This is a genomic window from Ruminococcus bicirculans (ex Wegman et al. 2014), from assembly GCF_000723465.1.
Classification (GTDB): domain Bacteria; phylum Bacillota; class Clostridia; order Oscillospirales; family Ruminococcaceae; genus Hominimerdicola; species Hominimerdicola aceti.
In genome coordinates this window covers 918084-936750 of the sequence record NZ_HF545616.1, presented here as the reverse complement: position 1 = coordinate 936750, position 18667 = coordinate 918084, and the positions used below count along the sequence as shown (strand labels likewise).

Annotated in this window: 16 protein-coding genes and 1 pseudogene; 5 read left to right on the top strand and 12 right to left on the bottom strand. The window is 42.4% G+C overall.

What is annotated here, in order from left to right; translation table 11 throughout:
- Nucleotides 1–164 precede the first annotated feature (164 nt).
- The 11 genes from RBI_RS04140 to thrH all read right to left on the bottom strand — a co-directional run bounded on the left by RBI_RS04140 (nucleotide 165) and on the right by thrH (nucleotide 9636).
- Nucleotides 165–2423 (bottom strand): ABC transporter permease, encoded by a 2259-nt coding sequence (locus RBI_RS04140; protein ID WP_038671249.1) that lies wholly within the window; start codon nucleotides 2421–2423, stop codon nucleotides 165–167.
- Between the two features lie 11 nt (nucleotides 2424–2434).
- Nucleotides 2435–3139, bottom strand: a complete 705-nt coding sequence (locus tag RBI_RS04135; RefSeq protein ID WP_038671247.1) for an ABC transporter ATP-binding protein — start codon at nucleotides 3137–3139, stop codon at nucleotides 2435–2437.
- Between the two features lie 171 nt (nucleotides 3140–3310).
- Nucleotides 3311–3688, bottom strand: coding sequence for a metal-dependent transcriptional regulator (locus RBI_RS04130; RefSeq protein WP_022288586.1), 378 nt, complete (start codon nucleotides 3686–3688; stop codon nucleotides 3311–3313).
- A 34-nt stretch (nucleotides 3689–3722) separates the two neighbouring features.
- Entirely contained in the window at nucleotides 3723–3881 is a 159-nt protein-coding gene (locus RBI_RS14500; protein WP_022288587.1) for a FeoB-associated Cys-rich membrane protein, read from the bottom strand.
- 51 nt (nucleotides 3882–3932) lie between these two features.
- Nucleotides 3933–6422: a ferrous iron transporter B gene (feoB, locus tag RBI_RS04125; protein ID WP_038671245.1), complete on the bottom strand. Its 2490-nt coding sequence runs from the start codon at nucleotides 6420–6422 to the stop codon at nucleotides 3933–3935.
- Between the two features lie 104 nt (nucleotides 6423–6526).
- Nucleotides 6527–6748 carry a FeoA family protein gene (locus RBI_RS04120; protein WP_022288589.1) on the bottom strand — a complete coding sequence of 74 codons (222 nt, stop codon included), beginning with the start codon at nucleotides 6746–6748 and terminating at the stop codon, nucleotides 6527–6529.
- 69 nt (nucleotides 6749–6817) lie between these two features.
- Nucleotides 6818–7030: a FeoA family protein gene (locus tag RBI_RS04115; protein ID WP_022288590.1), complete on the bottom strand. Its 213-nt coding sequence runs from the start codon at nucleotides 7028–7030 to the stop codon at nucleotides 6818–6820.
- Between the two features lie 296 nt (nucleotides 7031–7326).
- Nucleotides 7327–7734, bottom strand: coding sequence for a flavodoxin (locus RBI_RS04110; RefSeq protein WP_038671242.1), 408 nt, complete (start codon nucleotides 7732–7734; stop codon nucleotides 7327–7329).
- Between the two features lie 12 nt (nucleotides 7735–7746).
- Entirely contained in the window at nucleotides 7747–8319 is a 573-nt protein-coding gene (locus RBI_RS04105) for a DUF3793 family protein (protein WP_038671240.1), read from the bottom strand.
- 43 nt (nucleotides 8320–8362) lie between these two features.
- Nucleotides 8363–8662 (bottom strand): DUF2325 domain-containing protein, encoded by a 300-nt coding sequence (locus RBI_RS04100; RefSeq protein ID WP_022288593.1) that lies wholly within the window; start codon nucleotides 8660–8662, stop codon nucleotides 8363–8365.
- Between the two features lie 371 nt (nucleotides 8663–9033).
- On the bottom strand, nucleotides 9034–9636 hold the full coding sequence (thrH, locus tag RBI_RS04095; protein ID WP_038673078.1) for a bifunctional phosphoserine phosphatase/homoserine phosphotransferase ThrH: 603 nt from the start codon (nucleotides 9634–9636) through the stop codon (nucleotides 9034–9036).
- A 241-nt stretch (nucleotides 9637–9877) separates the two neighbouring features.
- On the opposite strand from thrH, the pseudogene RBI_RS15220 reads away from it, so the two are divergent.
- The 5 genes and pseudogenes from RBI_RS15220 to RBI_RS04075 form a co-directional block, all read left to right on the top strand.
- Nucleotides 9878–10051, top strand: a pseudogene (locus RBI_RS15220) (TetR/AcrR family transcriptional regulator); the annotation flags it as partial.
- Nucleotides 10052–10057: 6 nt separating this feature from the next.
- Nucleotides 10058–10597, top strand: coding sequence for a TetR/AcrR family transcriptional regulator (locus RBI_RS04090; protein ID WP_242843696.1), 540 nt, complete (start codon nucleotides 10058–10060; stop codon nucleotides 10595–10597).
- Nucleotides 10594–15171, top strand: a complete 4578-nt coding sequence (locus tag RBI_RS04085) for an NPXTG-anchored protein (RefSeq protein WP_038671238.1) — start codon at nucleotides 10594–10596, stop codon at nucleotides 15169–15171. Before RBI_RS04090 ends, RBI_RS04085 begins: the two co-directional genes overlap by 4 nt.
- Nucleotides 15172–15335: 164 nt before the next feature.
- Nucleotides 15336–15911 (top strand): PduL/EutD family phosphate acyltransferase, encoded by a 576-nt coding sequence (locus RBI_RS04080; protein ID WP_038671236.1) that lies wholly within the window; start codon nucleotides 15336–15338, stop codon nucleotides 15909–15911.
- 196 nt (nucleotides 15912–16107) lie between these two features.
- Complete coding sequence (locus RBI_RS04075; RefSeq protein WP_038671234.1) at nucleotides 16108–17124, top strand: CPBP family intramembrane glutamic endopeptidase; 1017 nt, start codon at nucleotides 16108–16110, stop codon at nucleotides 17122–17124.
- A gap of 62 nt (nucleotides 17125–17186) precedes the next feature.
- Here RBI_RS04075 and RBI_RS04070 read toward each other — a convergent pair whose 3' ends face one another.
- Nucleotides 17187–18605, bottom strand: a complete 1419-nt coding sequence (locus tag RBI_RS04070; RefSeq protein WP_038671232.1) for an ABC transporter substrate-binding protein — start codon at nucleotides 18603–18605, stop codon at nucleotides 17187–17189.
- Nucleotides 18606–18667 lie beyond the last annotated feature (62 nt).

Below are 18667 nucleotides of genomic sequence, written 5' to 3'. Positions count from 1 at the left end.
TATGTTAAAGTATAGTAAAGATATTAATAAAATTTACGGCGATTGCCTAACTCATTTTTCCAAATTAGCGATTTTCAAAAAAAAGTTATAAAAAAAAACAAAAAACTGTGCCGCCGATACATACCGACAGCACAGCTCAATTAAGAAAGAATGATTTGGAAGAATTACTCTACATTTTTGAGTGCCTCATCAAGAGGTACTTTCTTTACACGTCTTGTAAGGATAAATGCTATCACCGCATATGAAACGATACCGAGCAGCGGCACTTCAACAAATATTTTTGCTGGCACATAATATGGCATCCAGCCTGAATACTGAGCGAAAGCAACTTTGAATATATACTTCAAAGTAACATTTACTATAGGAACAGTCAGCAGCATTGAGGCTATAACGACTATGGTCGTAGTCGTTATATAAAGGCTGTTTATTTCCCTGTTGTTGTAACCCAGTATCTTTGTCATAGAAATAGACTGGCTGTTCTTTTCTATTATGACCTTTGAAAGAAGATAAACAATTAGCATGAACATTATAACACCCGCTGTCGCAAACATGCTTATCATAGAACCCATAGACAGTATGAGCTGTCGTGATGTTTTTGTCAGGTCGTCTTTCGTTATAGTTGTCGCAATATACAGATCGTCTATATCCTTTATCTTTGTATTGGAGAAATAACCATTAAAATACCCGTCCTCAAGTTCAAAGGTCTTTATGAAGTCGCTGTCTGTCAGATAAACTGCTATAGTTGCAGGATCGTCATAGATACCCTCTACCTTAAAATTGTATTTTTTATCTCCGTAAGACTCTTTCAGCGTCACTTCATCGCCAACCTCTATGTTATACTTCTGAGCATAACCATCAGAGATAAACGCTCCGCCGTCTTTTATATCTGCATGAACGAACTTGCTGTTTTCTTTAACTCCGTAAATTGTTGCCGTTTCCTCTTTTAGCTTGTCATCGACAGTTTTAAGAGAGCCTGAACAATATTTCTCTACACCCTCTGTTTTAGTTTCAGCAGGCATTTTCAGCACATACTGATATTTGCTTATCATATTATCTTCTATTATATCCTGATAATGAAGAAGCATAGGCTTCATGCCAAGGCCAAAGAAGATGATAACATTGGCAAAAAGAATGCCAACAAACACTGTAATATAGTTAGGAATGTTCTGGAAGATGACTCTAAGTCTGAAACGCTTTAATATGCCTATCCTCGTGTTGAGTTTAAAAGCCTTTTTCTTCTGACGCTTTTTAAGATCACGCCTTAAGAATTTAAGCGGTGAAAGACTTAGTTTATTTACAAGCATTACAAGGTTTATTACGAAAAGTATTATAAGAGGAACTACTGTCGTCTTTATAAACGCATCTGCGTTCCAGATCGTTTTGTATGTTGGCAGACTGTAGCTTCCATAGTACGCTTTGACCGCAAATTCCTTAAAGCAGGTGTAACCCAGTATGTTGCCTACAATGGCAGATACAAGCACGACTATCATAGGCGTTGCAAGATAATGTCTAACAAGCTCGCCCTTTGTGTAGCCTGAGGCTCTGAGCGTACCTATAACGTTTGCTTCTTTTGCAATAGTGTTTCCCGTTGTTATAGCAAAAACAAATGCGATTATGACCATAACAAGATAAAGAAAAACTGTTATCATGGTGTTATCGCCCTTGATATCGTCGCCTGTAAAATGTATCGCCTGATTTGAGTATTCCGGAATAAACTGAGTGAGCATTGAGATTCCATTTATATGCTTCATGACCTTCTCAGCCATATCCTGAGCTTCCTCGTCGTCTGCCGGGGTTTTATCATATTTCCATGAGTAGCTGTAATGAAGATCAGCCTCACCATAATCGTCAAAAAGGGTATCGGTAACGATAGCTACACCGAACTTCAAAGCGTCAAACATCATATCAGACGGATTTGAATACAGTGCGCTGTAATCTGAAAGTGCAACAAGACCTGTTATCTTAAGCTTCTTGCCGCCGACCGTCAGGCTGTCGCCGACTTTAAGTTTATTATTGTCAGCATACATTCTGTCAATAGCGATCTCGTCATCAGCAGAAGGAAGCTCACCGTCCATTATACATATCTTGTCGATATCCTTACGATTTTTGAAAAGCCTGATAGTGCTGTCAACTTCTTTTGTTTCTTTGTCAAGATAAAAATTTTCGTATACCTTTATCTTCTCCTCACCGTCCTCTATCTTCTTGATAGCATCATCATCGGCTTTTTGAAGAAGTTCAAAATTTCCGCTTTCGATATTGTATTTCTCAAAGCTTTCGTCATAAGCAACAGACATACTGCCTGCCGCAACAAGAAAGCCTGATACTATGCCTATCATCATTGTGATGAACAAAAACAGAACGATGTATTTTCCTATTTCGCCCTTAAGCTCTCTGGGCAAACGCTTGATAAGAGGGTTTTTCATGCTGACCCTCCTTACCAATCAAGCTCTTCGGCTGTGAGCTTAGTTTCATTAAGATAATTCTTTCTTATCATACCATCTCTAAGCTTTACAACTCTGTCAGCCATTTGCTTGATAGCATCATTATGTGTTACCATTATGATAGTGTTGCCATACTTCTTGTTTACGTCCTCTATAAGCTGTAATATCTCCTTGGAGGTATTGTAGTCAAGCGCACCTGTAGGCTCGTCGCAGAGCAGGATATCAGGGTTCTTGACGATGGCTCTGCCAATAGCAGTTCTCTGCTGCTGACCTCCCGAAAGCTGATTAGGAAGCTTGTGACGATGCTCGTAAAGCCCAAGGGTTTTAAGCAGGTCGTCAACGTCAAGAGGGTTGTCGCTAAGATATGCGCCTACCTCGATGTTCTCCTTGATATTCAGGTTAGGTATAAGGTTGTACATCTGGAAGATATAACCCAAGTGCTTTCTTCTGTAAAGGGTCAATGCCTTTTCGTTCATGTCGGCTGTTTTTTCGCCGTTTATTGAGATATACCCCTCGTCTGCGGCGTCAATTCCTCCTATAATGTTCAGTAGTGTTGATTTACCTGAGCCTGACGGTCCGAGAAGCACGCAGAACTCTCCTTTTTCTATTTCGATATCAATGCCCTTAAGCACTTCAACCCTGCTCTCGCCCTCGCCAAAATGCTTTTTTATGTTCTTTATTTCAAGAAATACATTCATTCCCCTTTCTAACTATTTATTTTAATAATGTATCTTTGCCGTTTTTAAACGTCATATTATACATATTTGTATGCCATAACTTACTTCACATTGTGGTTAATTACAACTAACTGATATATCTGATAAATCCCGCCGAAAAAGGCGGGATCTAACGATATAAATATTACTAATTTAGCCGTTTGTCGTGCTTTGCAAAGCAAAGCTTACAAGCTTGTCAAGAGCGTCATCAGATATCTGAGAAACAATAGCCACCGAGTCATTCTCGGCATTTTTTCTCTCAACGCCCACACGGTTTTCAAGAAAATCCTGAAGTATCACACTTGGAGTATAAAGCTCATTAGCTGCCTTTATGCCCTCAGATGTCAGTGTGATCTCACGGTAAGGCTCTTTGATTATATAGCCCTCGTCTATAAGCTTCTGAGTCATCTTGACGGTGCTTGCCTTTGTCACGCCCAAAACAGAAGCTACCTCTGTGGACTTGACAGGTCTGCCGTTCTGACCCAGTCTGTATATGGCAAATAAATACCTTTTCTGTGATTTAGTCAGCATTCAGATGACCTCCCCGAAGTTTATTACTGTTTTATCATGATCTGTGACAGCGAGAAGAATTTGGACAACAGCCGCAGCTGCCACCACAAGAGCTTTTGCCCTGCTTCTTATCCTTTACGAGCTTGTAAATTATAGCTGCCACGATAGCAGCAAGAATCACTGCAACCAGAATCGTACCGCCTACTGTGTCCATAATTATCCTCCCAACTGTTTATGCAAGATAAGTGATGATATTTGCTTTTTATTATGCGTTTGCGCCTACCTTAACGTCCTTTTCAAGCTTTGTGCTTTCCTTATAAGGTCTAACGAGCATATAGATGATAAGAGCGATAAGAGCTATTGCAAAGATAAGACCGATAACATTCACCTTACCAGTGAAGAGATTGCCAAGCTGATTTACGATAAGTGCGATAACATAAGCAAAACCACACTCGTAGCCAATAGCGAACCAGAACCACTTTCTGCTGTTCATCTCACGCTTGATAGCTCCCATTGCTGCGAAACAAGGTGCGCAGAGGAGGTTGAAGATAAGGAATGACATACCTGTGATGCCAGTGAATGCAGCACCGATAGCAGAGTAAACTGAACCGTCTCCGCCGCCGTAAAGGATACCCATTGTACCAACGATATTCTCCTTAGCAACAAGACCTGTAACAGCTGCAACAGTTGCCTGCCAGTTGCCCCAGCCAAGAGGTGCGAAGATCCAGCAGATAGCCTTACCAATGTGAGCCAGGATACTGTATTCCATCTGGTCTTCTGTGAGCATACCGAATGAACCGTCTACCCAGCCGAAGTATGAAGTGAACCATACGAAGATAGTTGACAGTGTAATGATCGTACCAGCCTTCTTGATGAATGACCAGCCACGCTCCCACATTGATCTGAGTACGTTGCCTACTGTAGGGATATGGTAAGCAGGAAGCTCCATAACGAATGGTGCAGGATCTCCTGCGAACATCTTTGTCTTTTTCAGCATGATACCTGAAATGATGATAGCTGCGATACCGATGAAGTATGCGCCTGTTGCTACCCATGCAGAGCCTCCGAAGATAGCACCTGCGATCATTGCAATAAATGGTGTCTTAGCACCGCAAGGAATAAATGTTGTTGTCATGACAGTCATACGTCTGTCACGCTCGTTCTCGATAGTTCTTGAAGCCATGATACCAGGGATACCGCAACCTGTACCGATAAGGATCGGAATAAATGACTTTCCTGAAAGGCCGAACTTTCTGAAGATCCTGTCCATTACGAATGCGATACGAGCCATGTAACCGCAAGCCTCAAGGATAGCAAGGAGAATGAAGAGTACGAGCATCTGTGGTACAAATCCAAGAACCGCACCAACACCGGCAACGATACCGTCAAGGATAAGACCCTTGAGCCAATCTGCACAGTTTACTGCGTCAAGACCGCTTTCGATAAGTACAGGGATACCAGGTACCCATACGCCGTAATCTGCTGGGTCTGGATCAGCGAAGTCATACTTCTCAGCGGCTGCAACTGCAGCTTTCAGATCAGCATACTTAGCTGTTTCTGTTGTTTCTTCAAGTGTTTCCTCGTCCTCTACTGTATAATCAGCAGTTGCGGACTTATCTACTGTAGCAAGCAGGTTGTCTGCTGTTGCCTTAGCAGCGTCAACGTCAAAGTCATCAGCTTCGTTGTCGATAGCCTCGCCGCCCTGCTGCTCGATAAATGCGTTGATTATGTCAAGCGAGCTGCCATATTCGTCAGCAGCGTCCTCAGCGTCAGAAGAACCGATACCGAACAGGTGCCAGCCGTCGCCGAAGAGTCCGTCGTTTGCCCAGTCAGTTGCGGCTGAACCTACTGTTACCATTGAGATATAGTAAACAAGGAACATAACCACTGCAAAGATAGGAAGACCGAGCCAACGGTTCGTTACAATCTTATCGATCTTATCTGATGTTGTAAGACCACCCTGATTTTTCTTTTTATAGCAATCCTTGATTATTGAAGCTATGTAAATGTATCTCTCGTTTGTGATGATACTCTCCGAGTCGTCGTCCATTTCTTTTTCAGCAGCGCAGATATCCTTTTCGATATGGGTCTTTACCTGCTCAGACATACCGAGTTGTTCGATGACCTTCTCATCTCTCTCGAATATCTTTATAGCGTACCATCTCTGCTGTTCTTCAGCAACATCATTGAGAAATGCTTCCTCAATATGAGCGATAGCGTGTTCAACAACGCCGTTGAATGAATGCTGAGGTACCATTGGAACTTTTGACTCAGCAGCCTTTACTGCTAGCTCAGCAGCTTCCTTGATACCGGTGCCTTTAAGTGCTGATATCTCGCAGACCTGACAGCCAAGCTCCTTAGCAAGCTGATCTGTATTTATCTTGTCGCCGTTCTTTTTAACAACGTCCATCATGTTGATAGCAACAACAACAGGGATACCAAGCTCAACAAGCTGTGTTGTAAGATAAAGGTTTCTTTCGAGGTTTGTACCGTCGATGATATTGAGGATAGCGTCCGGACGCTCGCTTATAAGATAGTTTCTTGCAACTACTTCCTCAAGTGTGTAAGGTGAAAGAGAATAGATACCAGGAAGGTCCATGATAACTACGTCCTTATGACCCTTGAGCTTACCCTCTTTCTTTTCAACTGTTACGCCCGGCCAGTTACCTACGAACTGGTTTGAACCTGTAAGAGCGTTGAAAAGAGTTGTTTTACCGCAGTTAGGGTTACCTGCGAGAGCAATTTTGATCTCCATACAATTTGATCCTTTCAGAATTTCGGCACTCTAATATATCCTCATCTTCTAAGTACACATCAGCTCTGCCGATGAAATTTTTTGCTGTTTGCCTGAACTATGTATCAGACCGTTTCGATCATCTCAGCGTCAGCTTTCCTGAGCGAAAGCTCATAGCCTCTGACCGTTACTTCAATAGGGTCACCCAAAGGCGCAACCTTTCTTACATGGACTTCAACACCCTTTGTGATGCCCATATCCATGATTCTTCTCTTTACAGCACCAGTGCCGTTGAGCTTCTTCACGGTAACTGTTGAACCGATCTTAGCTTCTTTCAATGTTGCCATAACCTGATCCTCCTAACTATACAAAATATCTTCAAACATATTTATCATGGCTTGACCGCCAAATGTTTCCTATACCATTATCTTCGCAGCCATTTCCTTTGAAACAGCTACTCTTGATTCTTTGACCTTAACGATAACGTTTCCTCCGATAGTGCTTACTACCGTTACCGTTCCACCTGCGACAAAACCCAGATTTTCAAGAAACTTTCTTGTTTCAGGTTTTCCGCCTACTTTCTTTATCATGTTCTCTTCCCCTACGTTTGCAAATGTCAGCGGCATCATTCAGACCCTCCTGTTCTTTTGTCAGTATCAAAAGTTAGATTCATCTAACTTTCAGGCTTATTAAAAGGGTTAGCATTTTCTAACCCGTAATATAGTTTAGCACGGCTAACCGAATTTGTCAAGACTAAATGTGCCGTTTTTTCAATTTTGTAAGCTTGCACAAAATCTCAAGTTAGTTTCAGGTAACTTTAGTTAGTTTTCAATAACTTAATTACCGCACAAACGCAGACAGAAAAGCAAAACTGCCTTTTTCCGCCTGCGTTTGCAGTTTACATTATTACATTAGAGATATATGCTTACTTAGCAAGAGCCTCGCCCAAAGCCTTGCAGCTTGCAAGAGCGTCGTCGTCAGGAGTTTCGTTTACAATAAGTCCCTCGCCATTTACAAGTGTTGCACCGTCGCCCGTAACTCTGTCCTGCCACTGACGCATCCACTCGCCGTCACCCCAGCCGTACGAGCCGAAGAGTGCTATCTTCTTGCCTGAGAGCTTGCCCTCGATACCTGCGAAAAATGGCTCGAACTCGCTGTCCTCAAGCTCCTCTGCTCCCATTGCAGGGCATCCAAGAGCTATTGCGTCATAATCCTCAACATTGCCGCTGAACTCAGAAACTGCGAAGCACTCTGCGCCTGCACCCTCTGCAACTGCCTTTGCCATAGCCTCTGTGTTGCCTGTACCGCTCCAATAAATTACTGCTGTTTTCATTATGATTACCTCCTAAGAAATTTTCAGGGCTTGGTAAATGCTTTCGCCCTGAGCAAGTTTATTACACAGATAATTTCTGCACTTGTCATAATTGCTGAAAATACGTCTTGCTCTGTTTTCGTCAGAGTAGACTTTCCAATATCCGCAAAGAAGATAGTTTCTTCCCTTGTTCTGTATGAACCCTGTAACATCATCAACAGGATAGCCTAGAAACAGACCTATCTCATGAGGGAAATCTTCACTTGCGGATATTCTTCCAGACAGCCTTTCAAGCTGCTGTTCAAGGGTCATACGGCTGTCATAGCCAAAGCTTTCAAGAAGCTTTCTTACTCTGTTGTCTGCAAGTCTGTCAGATAAAAGCTTTTCGTTATAGAGAAAAAGCAGCTTTCTGCTTTTGCACTCGCAAAGCACTGTTAGCTTCATGCCCTTTGTATATGCCCTGCTGTTAAAAAGCTCGACATTCTCTTCAAGCCCGTCCTTGTTCTTTTCCATTGACATAAGACAGGCAGGCTTTATTCCAAGCATTGCAGGGGCAAGATGATAAGCCATGCTTTTTTCAAAATTTCTCAGCTCAGACTGTGACATAGTCCCTCCTTTGGTTAGAAATTCCTAACCTATACATATAGATCTATGCGTTTACAACGCCTTTAGTACAATATTTTTCAAGCACGTTCTTCAAAGCCGAACAGCTTGATGAATGGCATATAGCCACGGGAAAATCAAGTTTGCTTGCTCTTTGGTTAAGACCATTGAGCATTTTATGTGACACTGTATCAGTAAACACCACTGCCAGATCAGGACTGCCTATCTTCTTATCAAAACCTGTAGGATATTTGATGAACACCTTAGCCTTGCAATCATATGATTTGCAGATATCCTTATAGCGTGTTGCCATACGGTCATTTCCGCCTACTATTATAACGCTCATACTTTTCTTAACTCCTCCTTTTCATTAATTTAGGTTAGTATTTACTAACCACATTCATATTAGCATAAACTAACCCCGTTTGTCAAGGGAAACTTATGTCAGAAGTATAAACTTTTCATATGATAAAATATTCACGGCAAAAGCGAAGATACTATATATAATATGCGTTACATATCGCAGATTATGTTTGGTATTGTTTTGCAAAAAAATACGGCGAAGTGCCAAAAGACACAACGCCGTAAAAAAACAAATATTATTTGCTTAAAAGCTCTGCGAATTGTTTCATGAATGCATCGCAGACAGTGACAAAGCCGCTGTTATTATAAGTGATATTACCTTTTTCATCTATGTTTTTTCTTTGTTAAAGACTATTAGTCCATAGCAGCCTTTATTGCAGCCATAAGCTCATCATATGTTTCATAAGCAGGAAGCTCAGGATATTCAGCCTTGATGCTATCTGTGCTTCTGAAAAGGAAGCCTGCCTTGCTTGCCTGAATCATGCCAAGGTCATTGTGGCTGTCACCGCTTGCGATAGTTTCAAAGCCGATAGACTGGAGAGCCTTTACAGTTGTGAGCTTTGACTTTTCACATCTCATCTTGAAGCCTGTGATCTCGCCGTTGTCAGCAACTTCAAGAGTGTTGCAGAAGATAGTAGGATAACCAAGCTTCTTCATAAGAGGACCTGCAAACTGTGAGAAAGTATCGCTGATGATTATTACCTGTGTGAAGCTTCTCAGCTCGTCAAGGAACTCCTTTGCGCCTGGCATTGGGTCGATAGTTGCGATAGTATCCTGAATTTCCTTAAGACCAAGACCATGCTCCTTAAGAATGTTGATACGGTATTTCATAAGCTTGTCATAGTCAGGCTCATCTCTTGTTGTTCTTTTAAGCTCAGGGATACCTGTAGCCTCAGCAAAAGCTATCCATATCTCAGGAACGAGAACTCCCTCAAGGTCAAGACAAGTGATATACATACTCATAATTATTTCCTCCTTAGAAATATACAAAAAATTTCGTAATTTGATTATACCATACTTTTTATAATAATACAAGAGTTTTGCTTTAAATCATTAAGGCAAAAATAATACAAAAAATCGTTGCCCATTGTAAAATTTCGCTGTTACCCCTTTCTGATACTTGACAATTTGTGTTATATATGTTATAACTAATACACATACTAATTTATAAATCATTATTAATAAATAATGAAAAGAGGTGATACATATTTCTACAAGAAAAGACGGTATCGAAACGAAAAAAAAGATACTCACTGTATGCGTCCAACTTTTTCTGGAACAGGGGTATAAACAGACAACTATCTCGCAAATAGTGAAAAAAGCTGGCGTTGCAAGAGGAAGCTTCCAGAACTTATTTTCCACAAAAGACGCTATTCTAATGGAACTTGTGGGCACGATGTTCAGCGGACAATTTGGAGTGGCAAAGAACATTGTTGGTGATAATATGTCGCCGATATACACATATGCGGTGGAAACTGCCATACAGATAACCCTCACTGAGCTGAATGAAAATCTCCGAGAGATCTACATTGAAGCTTATACTATGCCTGAAACGGCTGAGTATATCTATGTCCACACTACGACGGAACTGAAACAGATATTCGGTTCGAATTTTCCGGGCTATACCGAGAGCGATTTCTATGAAATGGAAATCGGAACATCAGGAATAATGCGCAACTATATGGCAAGAAAATGCGATATCCATTTTCCACTTGACCACAAGCTTAGACGTTTTCTGACGGCGGCAATGCGAGTGTATAAAGTACCAGAGGAAGAACAGGCAAAAGTGCTTGCATTTATCAGATCGCTTGATATTAGAGCTATCGCCACTGAGGTCATGTATAAGCTGTTTGCAATGCTGGAAATGACATTCGATTTTAAACTTTCAAAAGATGATGAAGAGGGGGAAACAAGATGAAAAAACGGTTATTGAGCATCATACTTACTCTATGTATGGCAATGTCCATTACACCATTGAACGCATTTGCGGTCACAGAATATGGCATATGGATAGGTGAAGAACAGGTAACATCTGATAAAACATGGAGCAAACAGGGCTGGAAATACGATATACAAAGCAAGACCCTGACGCTTCTTGGTTACAATATGGCGACTATAGGCAAACGTATAAACGGCAACAGCGAAAGACCCAGCCGATTTGGTCTTATATACGTTGAAGGCGAACAAGATCTGAACATAAAGCTTGTCGGCAGCATTGATCTTGGTGACAGCCCATTTTCAAGCCAAGCCGCAACCAAATACAATGAGAGCTACAGCGGAATTTATGCTCCTGACAGTAATATCACTATCATTGGCAGCGGAACGTTTTCAGCAGTAACACATGACGCAGCAATATACTGCTCAAATCTTACTATCGGCGACGGAACTGAACAAAATGCTACTAATGTATCGTGCGAAAGCTTCGGCGCTTGCATTATCGTAAAGTATAATATGATAGTTAATGACTACAGTACTGTTTGGGCTTGCGCAAACGGACCAACTGTGGGCATGAACGGCATTTATGTTGAGGGGTCGCTTTATGTAAACGGCACTAATACCACCGTAGAGGGTCGTGCTACATACAGACCTGTTAAGGGAGAGTGCACCAATTACACACACTACAGACCAAAAAATCTCACTTCAGGCGGATATTTCAACAATGCAGGTTCAACTATTGCAGGAATAATGGTATATGGAATTTTGACAGTTGACGGCAGTAAGGTCGAAGGTAACGTCTTTAAAGAGATATACAAACCACAAGAGTATGATTCAGAATACACCTCAGGCCTTGAAGCAGGCGGTATTGTAATAAAGAACAACGCCACAGTAGAAGGCAGAAACATTAATCCGTCCACGCCGGGATTCATGGAATATGGCGTACAAGTTCACCATTACGCCATAAAATTTTTAGGAAGAGGACGTGTCCGTGCCGGAACAGAGTATGTGGATTATGAAAGCGTCAATCGTGGTTTCCGTAAATCAGGCGGCAACGAAATAACAGTTTCGGGACGGCTGAAACTCTATGAAAGCGATACTTGTCCCGCTGACTTCAAGAAGTTTGCGCAGTATGGCTTCGGAGGGTATACAGAATATTATACAGAAAACATGGATGACATCTATATAAAAGATGATAATGGCCGTGGTAAAATGTCATATTTCAAGGATATGCATGATTATGAAACATTTTATTTAGCAAGCGGAATAGATCTAAAAGATATATATGAAATCGATCTGGACACCAACGTTCCATTTGATGTAAACATACTTTCAGGCGATATCAAAATGAACATAGATATCAAAAGCGGTTTTGAGCTTCCGAAGATCATTGTCTATGACGGCGCAACTTTAAAATTAAAGACCTCCCCTGATAAAACATATAATTTCACTTATCCTATCGAGCTGAAAGGCGGCACGATAGAATTTACAAACAGTGCGATCGTGCGAGGACTTAACATTGTAGGAGAGGGCAAGGTCATCATTGATAGCGGAAACTACTCTGGAACGCTTGGTGACAACGTAATCTTGCAGATATCAGGCGGAAGCGCTGACTTCAATGACAACGGCAAGGCTGTGGACGCAAAAGGAAACTCGGTACACAAGTACACCTATGTTGCAAGGGGTGCAGATGGCAATGAGTTTATAGGCAGTGCTAACACACGTCAGCCGCCATATGACGATTTTTATGGCTATAACCGCTCAGAAATATTCCATGATGGAAACAAGCTTCATCTCTGGCTCAAGTCACAGGATTCCATTTATGGCGTGAATGCTTTTAAAATAAAAGCTGACGGCACTCTTGAAGATGAGAACACCTATTTTAATCTGCGTTATGGAACGAATATCTTAGAGCATAGGATACCTTTTGATCCTATAACATTAAAATACTTTGTTGTGAAAAAGAACGACGTCGTTACGCTGAAAACAATGGAAAACGAGCCGTCCTCACTGCAAGACAGTGATATCCGAGTAGAATGGTACAGTGTTGAAAACGACAAGCGCACAAAAATAAATGCCCATGGCACAAGCATGTATGTGGGGCGTATGGGCAACAGTGACAATGGTACGCATTATCAGGCAGATGTATATTATTTAGGCTGGGATTCCAAGCTCAATCATTCATATACCTATGACGCATATATCTTCATTGACGAGCCGGTATTTACTGCTCCTGACAAATTCCACTTGGATAAAAAGGCAAAATTCGAGGTCACAAACAATACACCAAATGGCGCAGTACGGCTGAATTACCTATGGGAAGTGAGCAAGGACGGCGGAAAGACTTTCACCGCCATTGACGGCGAAACTTCTTCTGTTTACGAGCCTACTATAGAAAGCCAAATGAACGGCTGGCAGATAAGATGCAAAACATGGGTATCAACAGGCGACGGACAAAAAACTGAGCCGACCGTTTTCGGCCCTGTTACGATAAACTTCTCCGAAAAAGCACCGGTCATAGTAAAGCACCCGCAAAGCGGTGCAACAAACGCTCCTAGCCAGCCTAAACCTGTTAAGCCCGGAGAAATAACTATCGTAATTGAACGTTACTATTTCTTCAATGTAGAAGCAACAGGCAGTGAACCGCTCCAATATCAGTGGCAGGAAAGCAGCGATAACGGAGAAACTTTCGTGGATATCCCATATACCAACGACAATTCACATTCATTAAAAGTGCGAAAAGAAAACAACGGAAAGCTTGTGCGCTGTGTTGTATCAAATGAATACGGCTCTGTAGTTTCAAATGCGGCAAAACTTACAATTTATTATTCTCCTGAGTTTACAGCCTCACTCGGCAATAAGACCATAAACAGCGGAGAAAAGGCTACGTTCACACTTCCTATCGCTCAGGGAAATCCTTACGGAGCTGAGGTGATATGGCAGGTGAGCAAGGACGATGGAAAGACTTTTGCAGACGTTACCGAAGCTGACGGAACGTTCTCTCTTGATTCAAAAGTCGTGGACGGCAAGGAAGAATGGTCGACTACATTCACCACCTGTGCAACGAACATAAGCTTTAACGGATATATGTACAAATGTACGGTCAAGAACGCTGAAAATGCGGACTACGTGGGTACTTGGGTATCGGAAAAAGCAACGCTTACAGTAATAAGGAACTGCGCAGTAGACGGACATATATTTGACAAGGGAACGATAATCTCCGAACCGACTTGCATCGATAAGGGTGTGAAGAGGTTTAATTGCTCCGAATGTTCACAGTACAAAGATGAGCCTATAAACCCATTGGGACATGATTGGAAAGAAGCGACCTGCACAGCTCCAAAGACCTGCAAACGCTGTCAGGCTACTGAGGGCGAGCCTATCGAACACAGCTTCGGCGATTATATATCCGACGAAAACGGACATTGGAAACAGTGCAGTGAGTGCGGAACTGACAGCCAAAAGGAACTTCACGCCTACAAGTGGAATACGGAAGACGGCGAATATTGGCAGGAATGTACAATTTGCGGATATGAAACGAAAAAATCAACTATTTTGAAGATATCCATAAACGGAACCGACGAGACCTGTCCTTTAGGTGATTATGAATTTACATTTGCTCTGCCTGAGGGCTGTACTGACGTAACAGCAGGCTTCAGATTTGCAGGCGACGGTACGGAATTGGCGTTTACCGCAAAAGACGATCTTTACACCGCAAAGGTAAGTGCGTCAGATCTTGAGAGCGGAACAATGACGGTTTACGCTTCGGCAAAACTCAAAGACGGTTTTGTCATCACAGGTGAAAAAGAAGTAACCGTGCTTGAAAACCATGTGGGCGGCACTGCGACTTGTACTGAAAAAGCAAAGTGCAAATTCTGTAATAAAGAATACGGCGACCTTGACCCGACAAATCACACAGGCAAACCTGTTTGGAAATTTGACAGCAAAGAACACGAGAAAAAATATGATTGTTGCAGCGAGGTGACTATCGAGAGAGAACCCCACGAATGGAACGCAGGCGAATGTACAGAGTGTGGATACAAGTGTACACATTCTGGCGGCAAGGCGACCTGCACAAAGAAAGCCACCTGCGATATCTGCGGCAGTGAATACGGCGATATCGACCCGAACAATCATGGAAAGCTCACACATATAGATAAAGTTGACGCAACACGTGACAAAGAGGGAAATATCGAGTATTGGTACTGCGAAGAATGCGGCAAGTATTTCGGTGACAAGGACGGCACAAAGGAGATACAAAAGGCAGACACTATTACAGATAAGCTGAAAGACACTCCAAGTGATGACAAAAAAGATAACTCAAAGCCAGATAAGACGAAAGACGATACTAACGAGAGCAAGACAGACAGCTCTACGGCAGAAAAGCCGAAAAACGATTCAAGCGAAATCAAGGCAGACAGCTCCACGGCTGATAAGCCTAAGAGCGAGCAGAAAAATCCACAGACCGGAAGCGGCAGTGGTATGAGCCTTTGGCTTGCAATGCTGTTGATAAGCGGCGGTGCGGCAATGGGAATAAAGAAAAAACACAAGAAATAACTGATCTCTTAACTGCACACAGCGGTTGTCTCAAACGGCAGCCGCTGTTTTTTTGATCAACATGACAAAAAATTTGTTACCCAAAGTTAAATTACCCCTTGACCTGTGGCGAAAATAGTAGTAAAATAGAAATGTAAATACAATAATTGAAAGGAATGTTCATCATGCCAAAGTTTATCGTTGAAACATCTGCACGTCACGTTCACGTTACTCAGGAAACTCTTGAAACGCTGTTCGGAAAGGGTGCAACACTTACAAAGAAGAAAGATCTTTCACAGCCTGGTCAGTTTGCTTGTGAGGAGAGAGTTACAGTTGTAGGTCCTAAGAAAGAGCTTGCAAATGTTTCTATCCTCGGTCCTGTAAGAAAAGCAGACCAGATCGAGCTTTCAGCTACAGACGCACGTTCTATCGGCGTTGCCGCTCCTATCAGAGAGTCAGGCGACACAGCAGGCTCAGGCGCTTGCAAGCTTGTTGGCCCATGTGGCGAAGTAGAGTGTTCTGAGGGCGTTATCGTTGCTAAAAGACATATCCATATGACACCTGCTGACGCTGAAACATTCGGCGTAAAGGATAAGGATATCGTTGCTGTCAAGATAGAGTCTGCAGAAAGAACAGCTATCCTCTGCGACACTGTTATCAGAGTAAGCGACAAGTTCGCTCTTGCTATGCACATTGATACAGACGAGTCAAACGCTGTAGGCGCAGGCAGAGAGCAGTACGGCGAGATAGTAAAGCTCTAATTTTATAGTACATATAAGACCGCTCATCATAGGGCGGTCTTTTTTCATACAAAAAATACATCGCCGCAGGCGATACCATAATTCCTCACTCCTCACTCCTAACTCCTCACTAATAACAACGTTTCGATTGACACAAAACTCCACCTGTGATATAATTTTCTTGTAAAACGCATAACGCAAATATGGAGATCATAAAATGAATAACGATACAATAAAACTTATACGGAAAACCTCAAACGTAAATTCACTTATGGTGATAATTTTCTATATGCTTGATATCGCACTTATAAGACTTGGCGACTTGGCGGTGTACCATATCGCAGGAAAGTCAGCCTACTATGAGGATATCGCTCAGCTTGTGAGCTACTGCATACAGTATCTCATGGTTGTGCCAATAGTTCTTGTTGTATTCAGACTTGTGAGTGGCAAAAAAGAGGGTCTTAAAATAACAGCCTGTTTCAGAAAGCCTTCAATGCCTGCAAAATGGGTCGCAAAATGGATCGTCATATCATTCGGGCTTATCTATGCCTCAAATTATATCAACACATTTATTTTCTCATATGTGCAGAAAGCTTCGGGAACGAGCCTTAAAGGCGTTGACTTCACTTCAAGCGGCACTGCCCTGGGCGGCGTAACGAGCGTGCTGGCAATGTCAGTGCTTGCACCGTTTTTTGAGGAGCTTATGTTTAGAGGTACGCTTTTCAGAAATGCTGAAAAATGCGGACAACTCACAGGCATTATAATGGTGGGTCTGACCTTCGGACTTTGGCATGGAAGCTATCAGCAGATACTCTATGCGGCTGTTATGGGAATGTGTGCCTGCTTTATGGTTGCAAAAACAGGATCTATCTTCCCGTCTCTGATACTTCACTTCACCATGAACACTATCGGAGCAATTCAGAGCGTCGCACTTGGTTCCATAGACTTTGACAAGTTTGCCGCAGACCTTGAAAAAGGTCAGATCACAGGCACAGCACCAATGATAATAATTGCTGTCGCACTGCTTTCATTCGGACTTATGATAGCTGGTCTTGTGCTTTTTGTAAAAGAGCTTAGATATCACCATGAGAGCTTCAGGCTCATAAACTTCTGTCCTGATGTTTCACAAGGCAAAAAGATAGTCATCTATCTCACCGCACCTGTTACCATACTCGCCTTTGCCGGGCTTATCTTCATCACAGTCCGCACAGCTTTAGGTCTTGGGCTATTCTAAAATACGCATAAAAATAACGCAGACTTTTTACAGCCTGCGTTATTTTTATCAGGAGTTATTTATTATGATTTAAGGCTTGCGATCTTCTGGTTAAGTTCCTTGATCTCGGAATCTACAGTTGCAGAATACTTCTCACGAACCTGCGTCCATGTGGACTGTACACCCTCTTCATCAACGTTTGAAGCATCACTGTAGAGAGCGTCAACAAGGCACTGGTTTCCGTCAAACTGCTTTCTGTCACCGAGAGCGGAAGATATACCGTAAGCATAGTCGAAGAGCATAAGGTAATCGTCAGAAACAACGTCCATTTTCACATCATACATCTCGTCTGTCCAATTAGGGTTGTTCTCCATGAACTTGTCCTTGTTTGTCTGCTCATACTTAGGATCTGTCTTTGAAGCTCTTACGCACTCAAACCAGCACTTAACAGCTTCGCTTCTTGTTGAACCTTTTACCCACATGAAAGCTGTCATATCAGACGTTGTTATCTTCTGCTGATTATCGTCATACTGAGGAATAGGAACAACGCCCCAGTTCTCGCCCTCCTTTGGAGTCTGGTTGCCTGTGTAAGCCCACTCGCCCATTGCATAGAACAAGCAGTTCTGATTGAAGCAATCTCTTGCAGAGCCTACCCAGCCGTTGAGGATAAGTCCGTCCTTCATCATATTATAAAGGAAGTTCTGAGCCTTTTCGATATCAGGGTCGTTAAGATTGCTTGAAAACTCGTTTGTTGCAGGATCATAGTTTACAAGACGCTTGCCCGTCTGCTGAACAACGTGCGCTCTGAAGAAGCCGTTTACACCGTAACGCTCAGTATCAGCCGGTGCGTTGCCAACATATGAGGACATGATATCCTCCCAATTCTTCCAAGTCCACTCATTGTTTACATAAAGCTCATATGGATCGTCAAGGCCCTCTGCGTCAATGATATCCTTATCATAGCAGAGCATAGCAGAAGCAGAATAGCCAAGAGGCGCAACATAATGCTTTCCATTGAGCATGAACTGATCTGCTGTATCCTTTGTTGCAGACCACAAAGGCTGGCTGAAATCAACTATGCTGTCGATAGGCTGATACATATCCTTTACTACCTGTGAAGGGAATGCAAGCCACTCATACTTGAATATATCAGGAATATCCTTGTTAGCTGTGATAGCAGCAGCAAGATTATCAAATCTGTCCTCATTTGAAGTCTGCTGGAATCTTATCTTTCCGCCCTTGCTCTCAAAAAGCTGAAGCTCTGTGCTCTTCTCAGGACTGCCCTTAGTAGGGTTAAGGTCGCCCTCACCGAGATAAAGTATCTCTTTTTCAGCACCCTCAGGGATAGCCTCGATAGATTCCGTGTCAGCTACCGCAACGTTCTCTGTTGCAGAAAAATCGTCCTCCGCCTTGCTTGAAGAGTTTGATGAGCTTCCGCAACCCGCTACTCCTGTTGCCATTGACAAAGCCATTACAGCCGCTATGTACTTTTTGTAATTCATAAAATATTCCTCCATAATTCAATATTTTAGCATCAAAGCTGTCCGTATGTAGTTGATGAGTT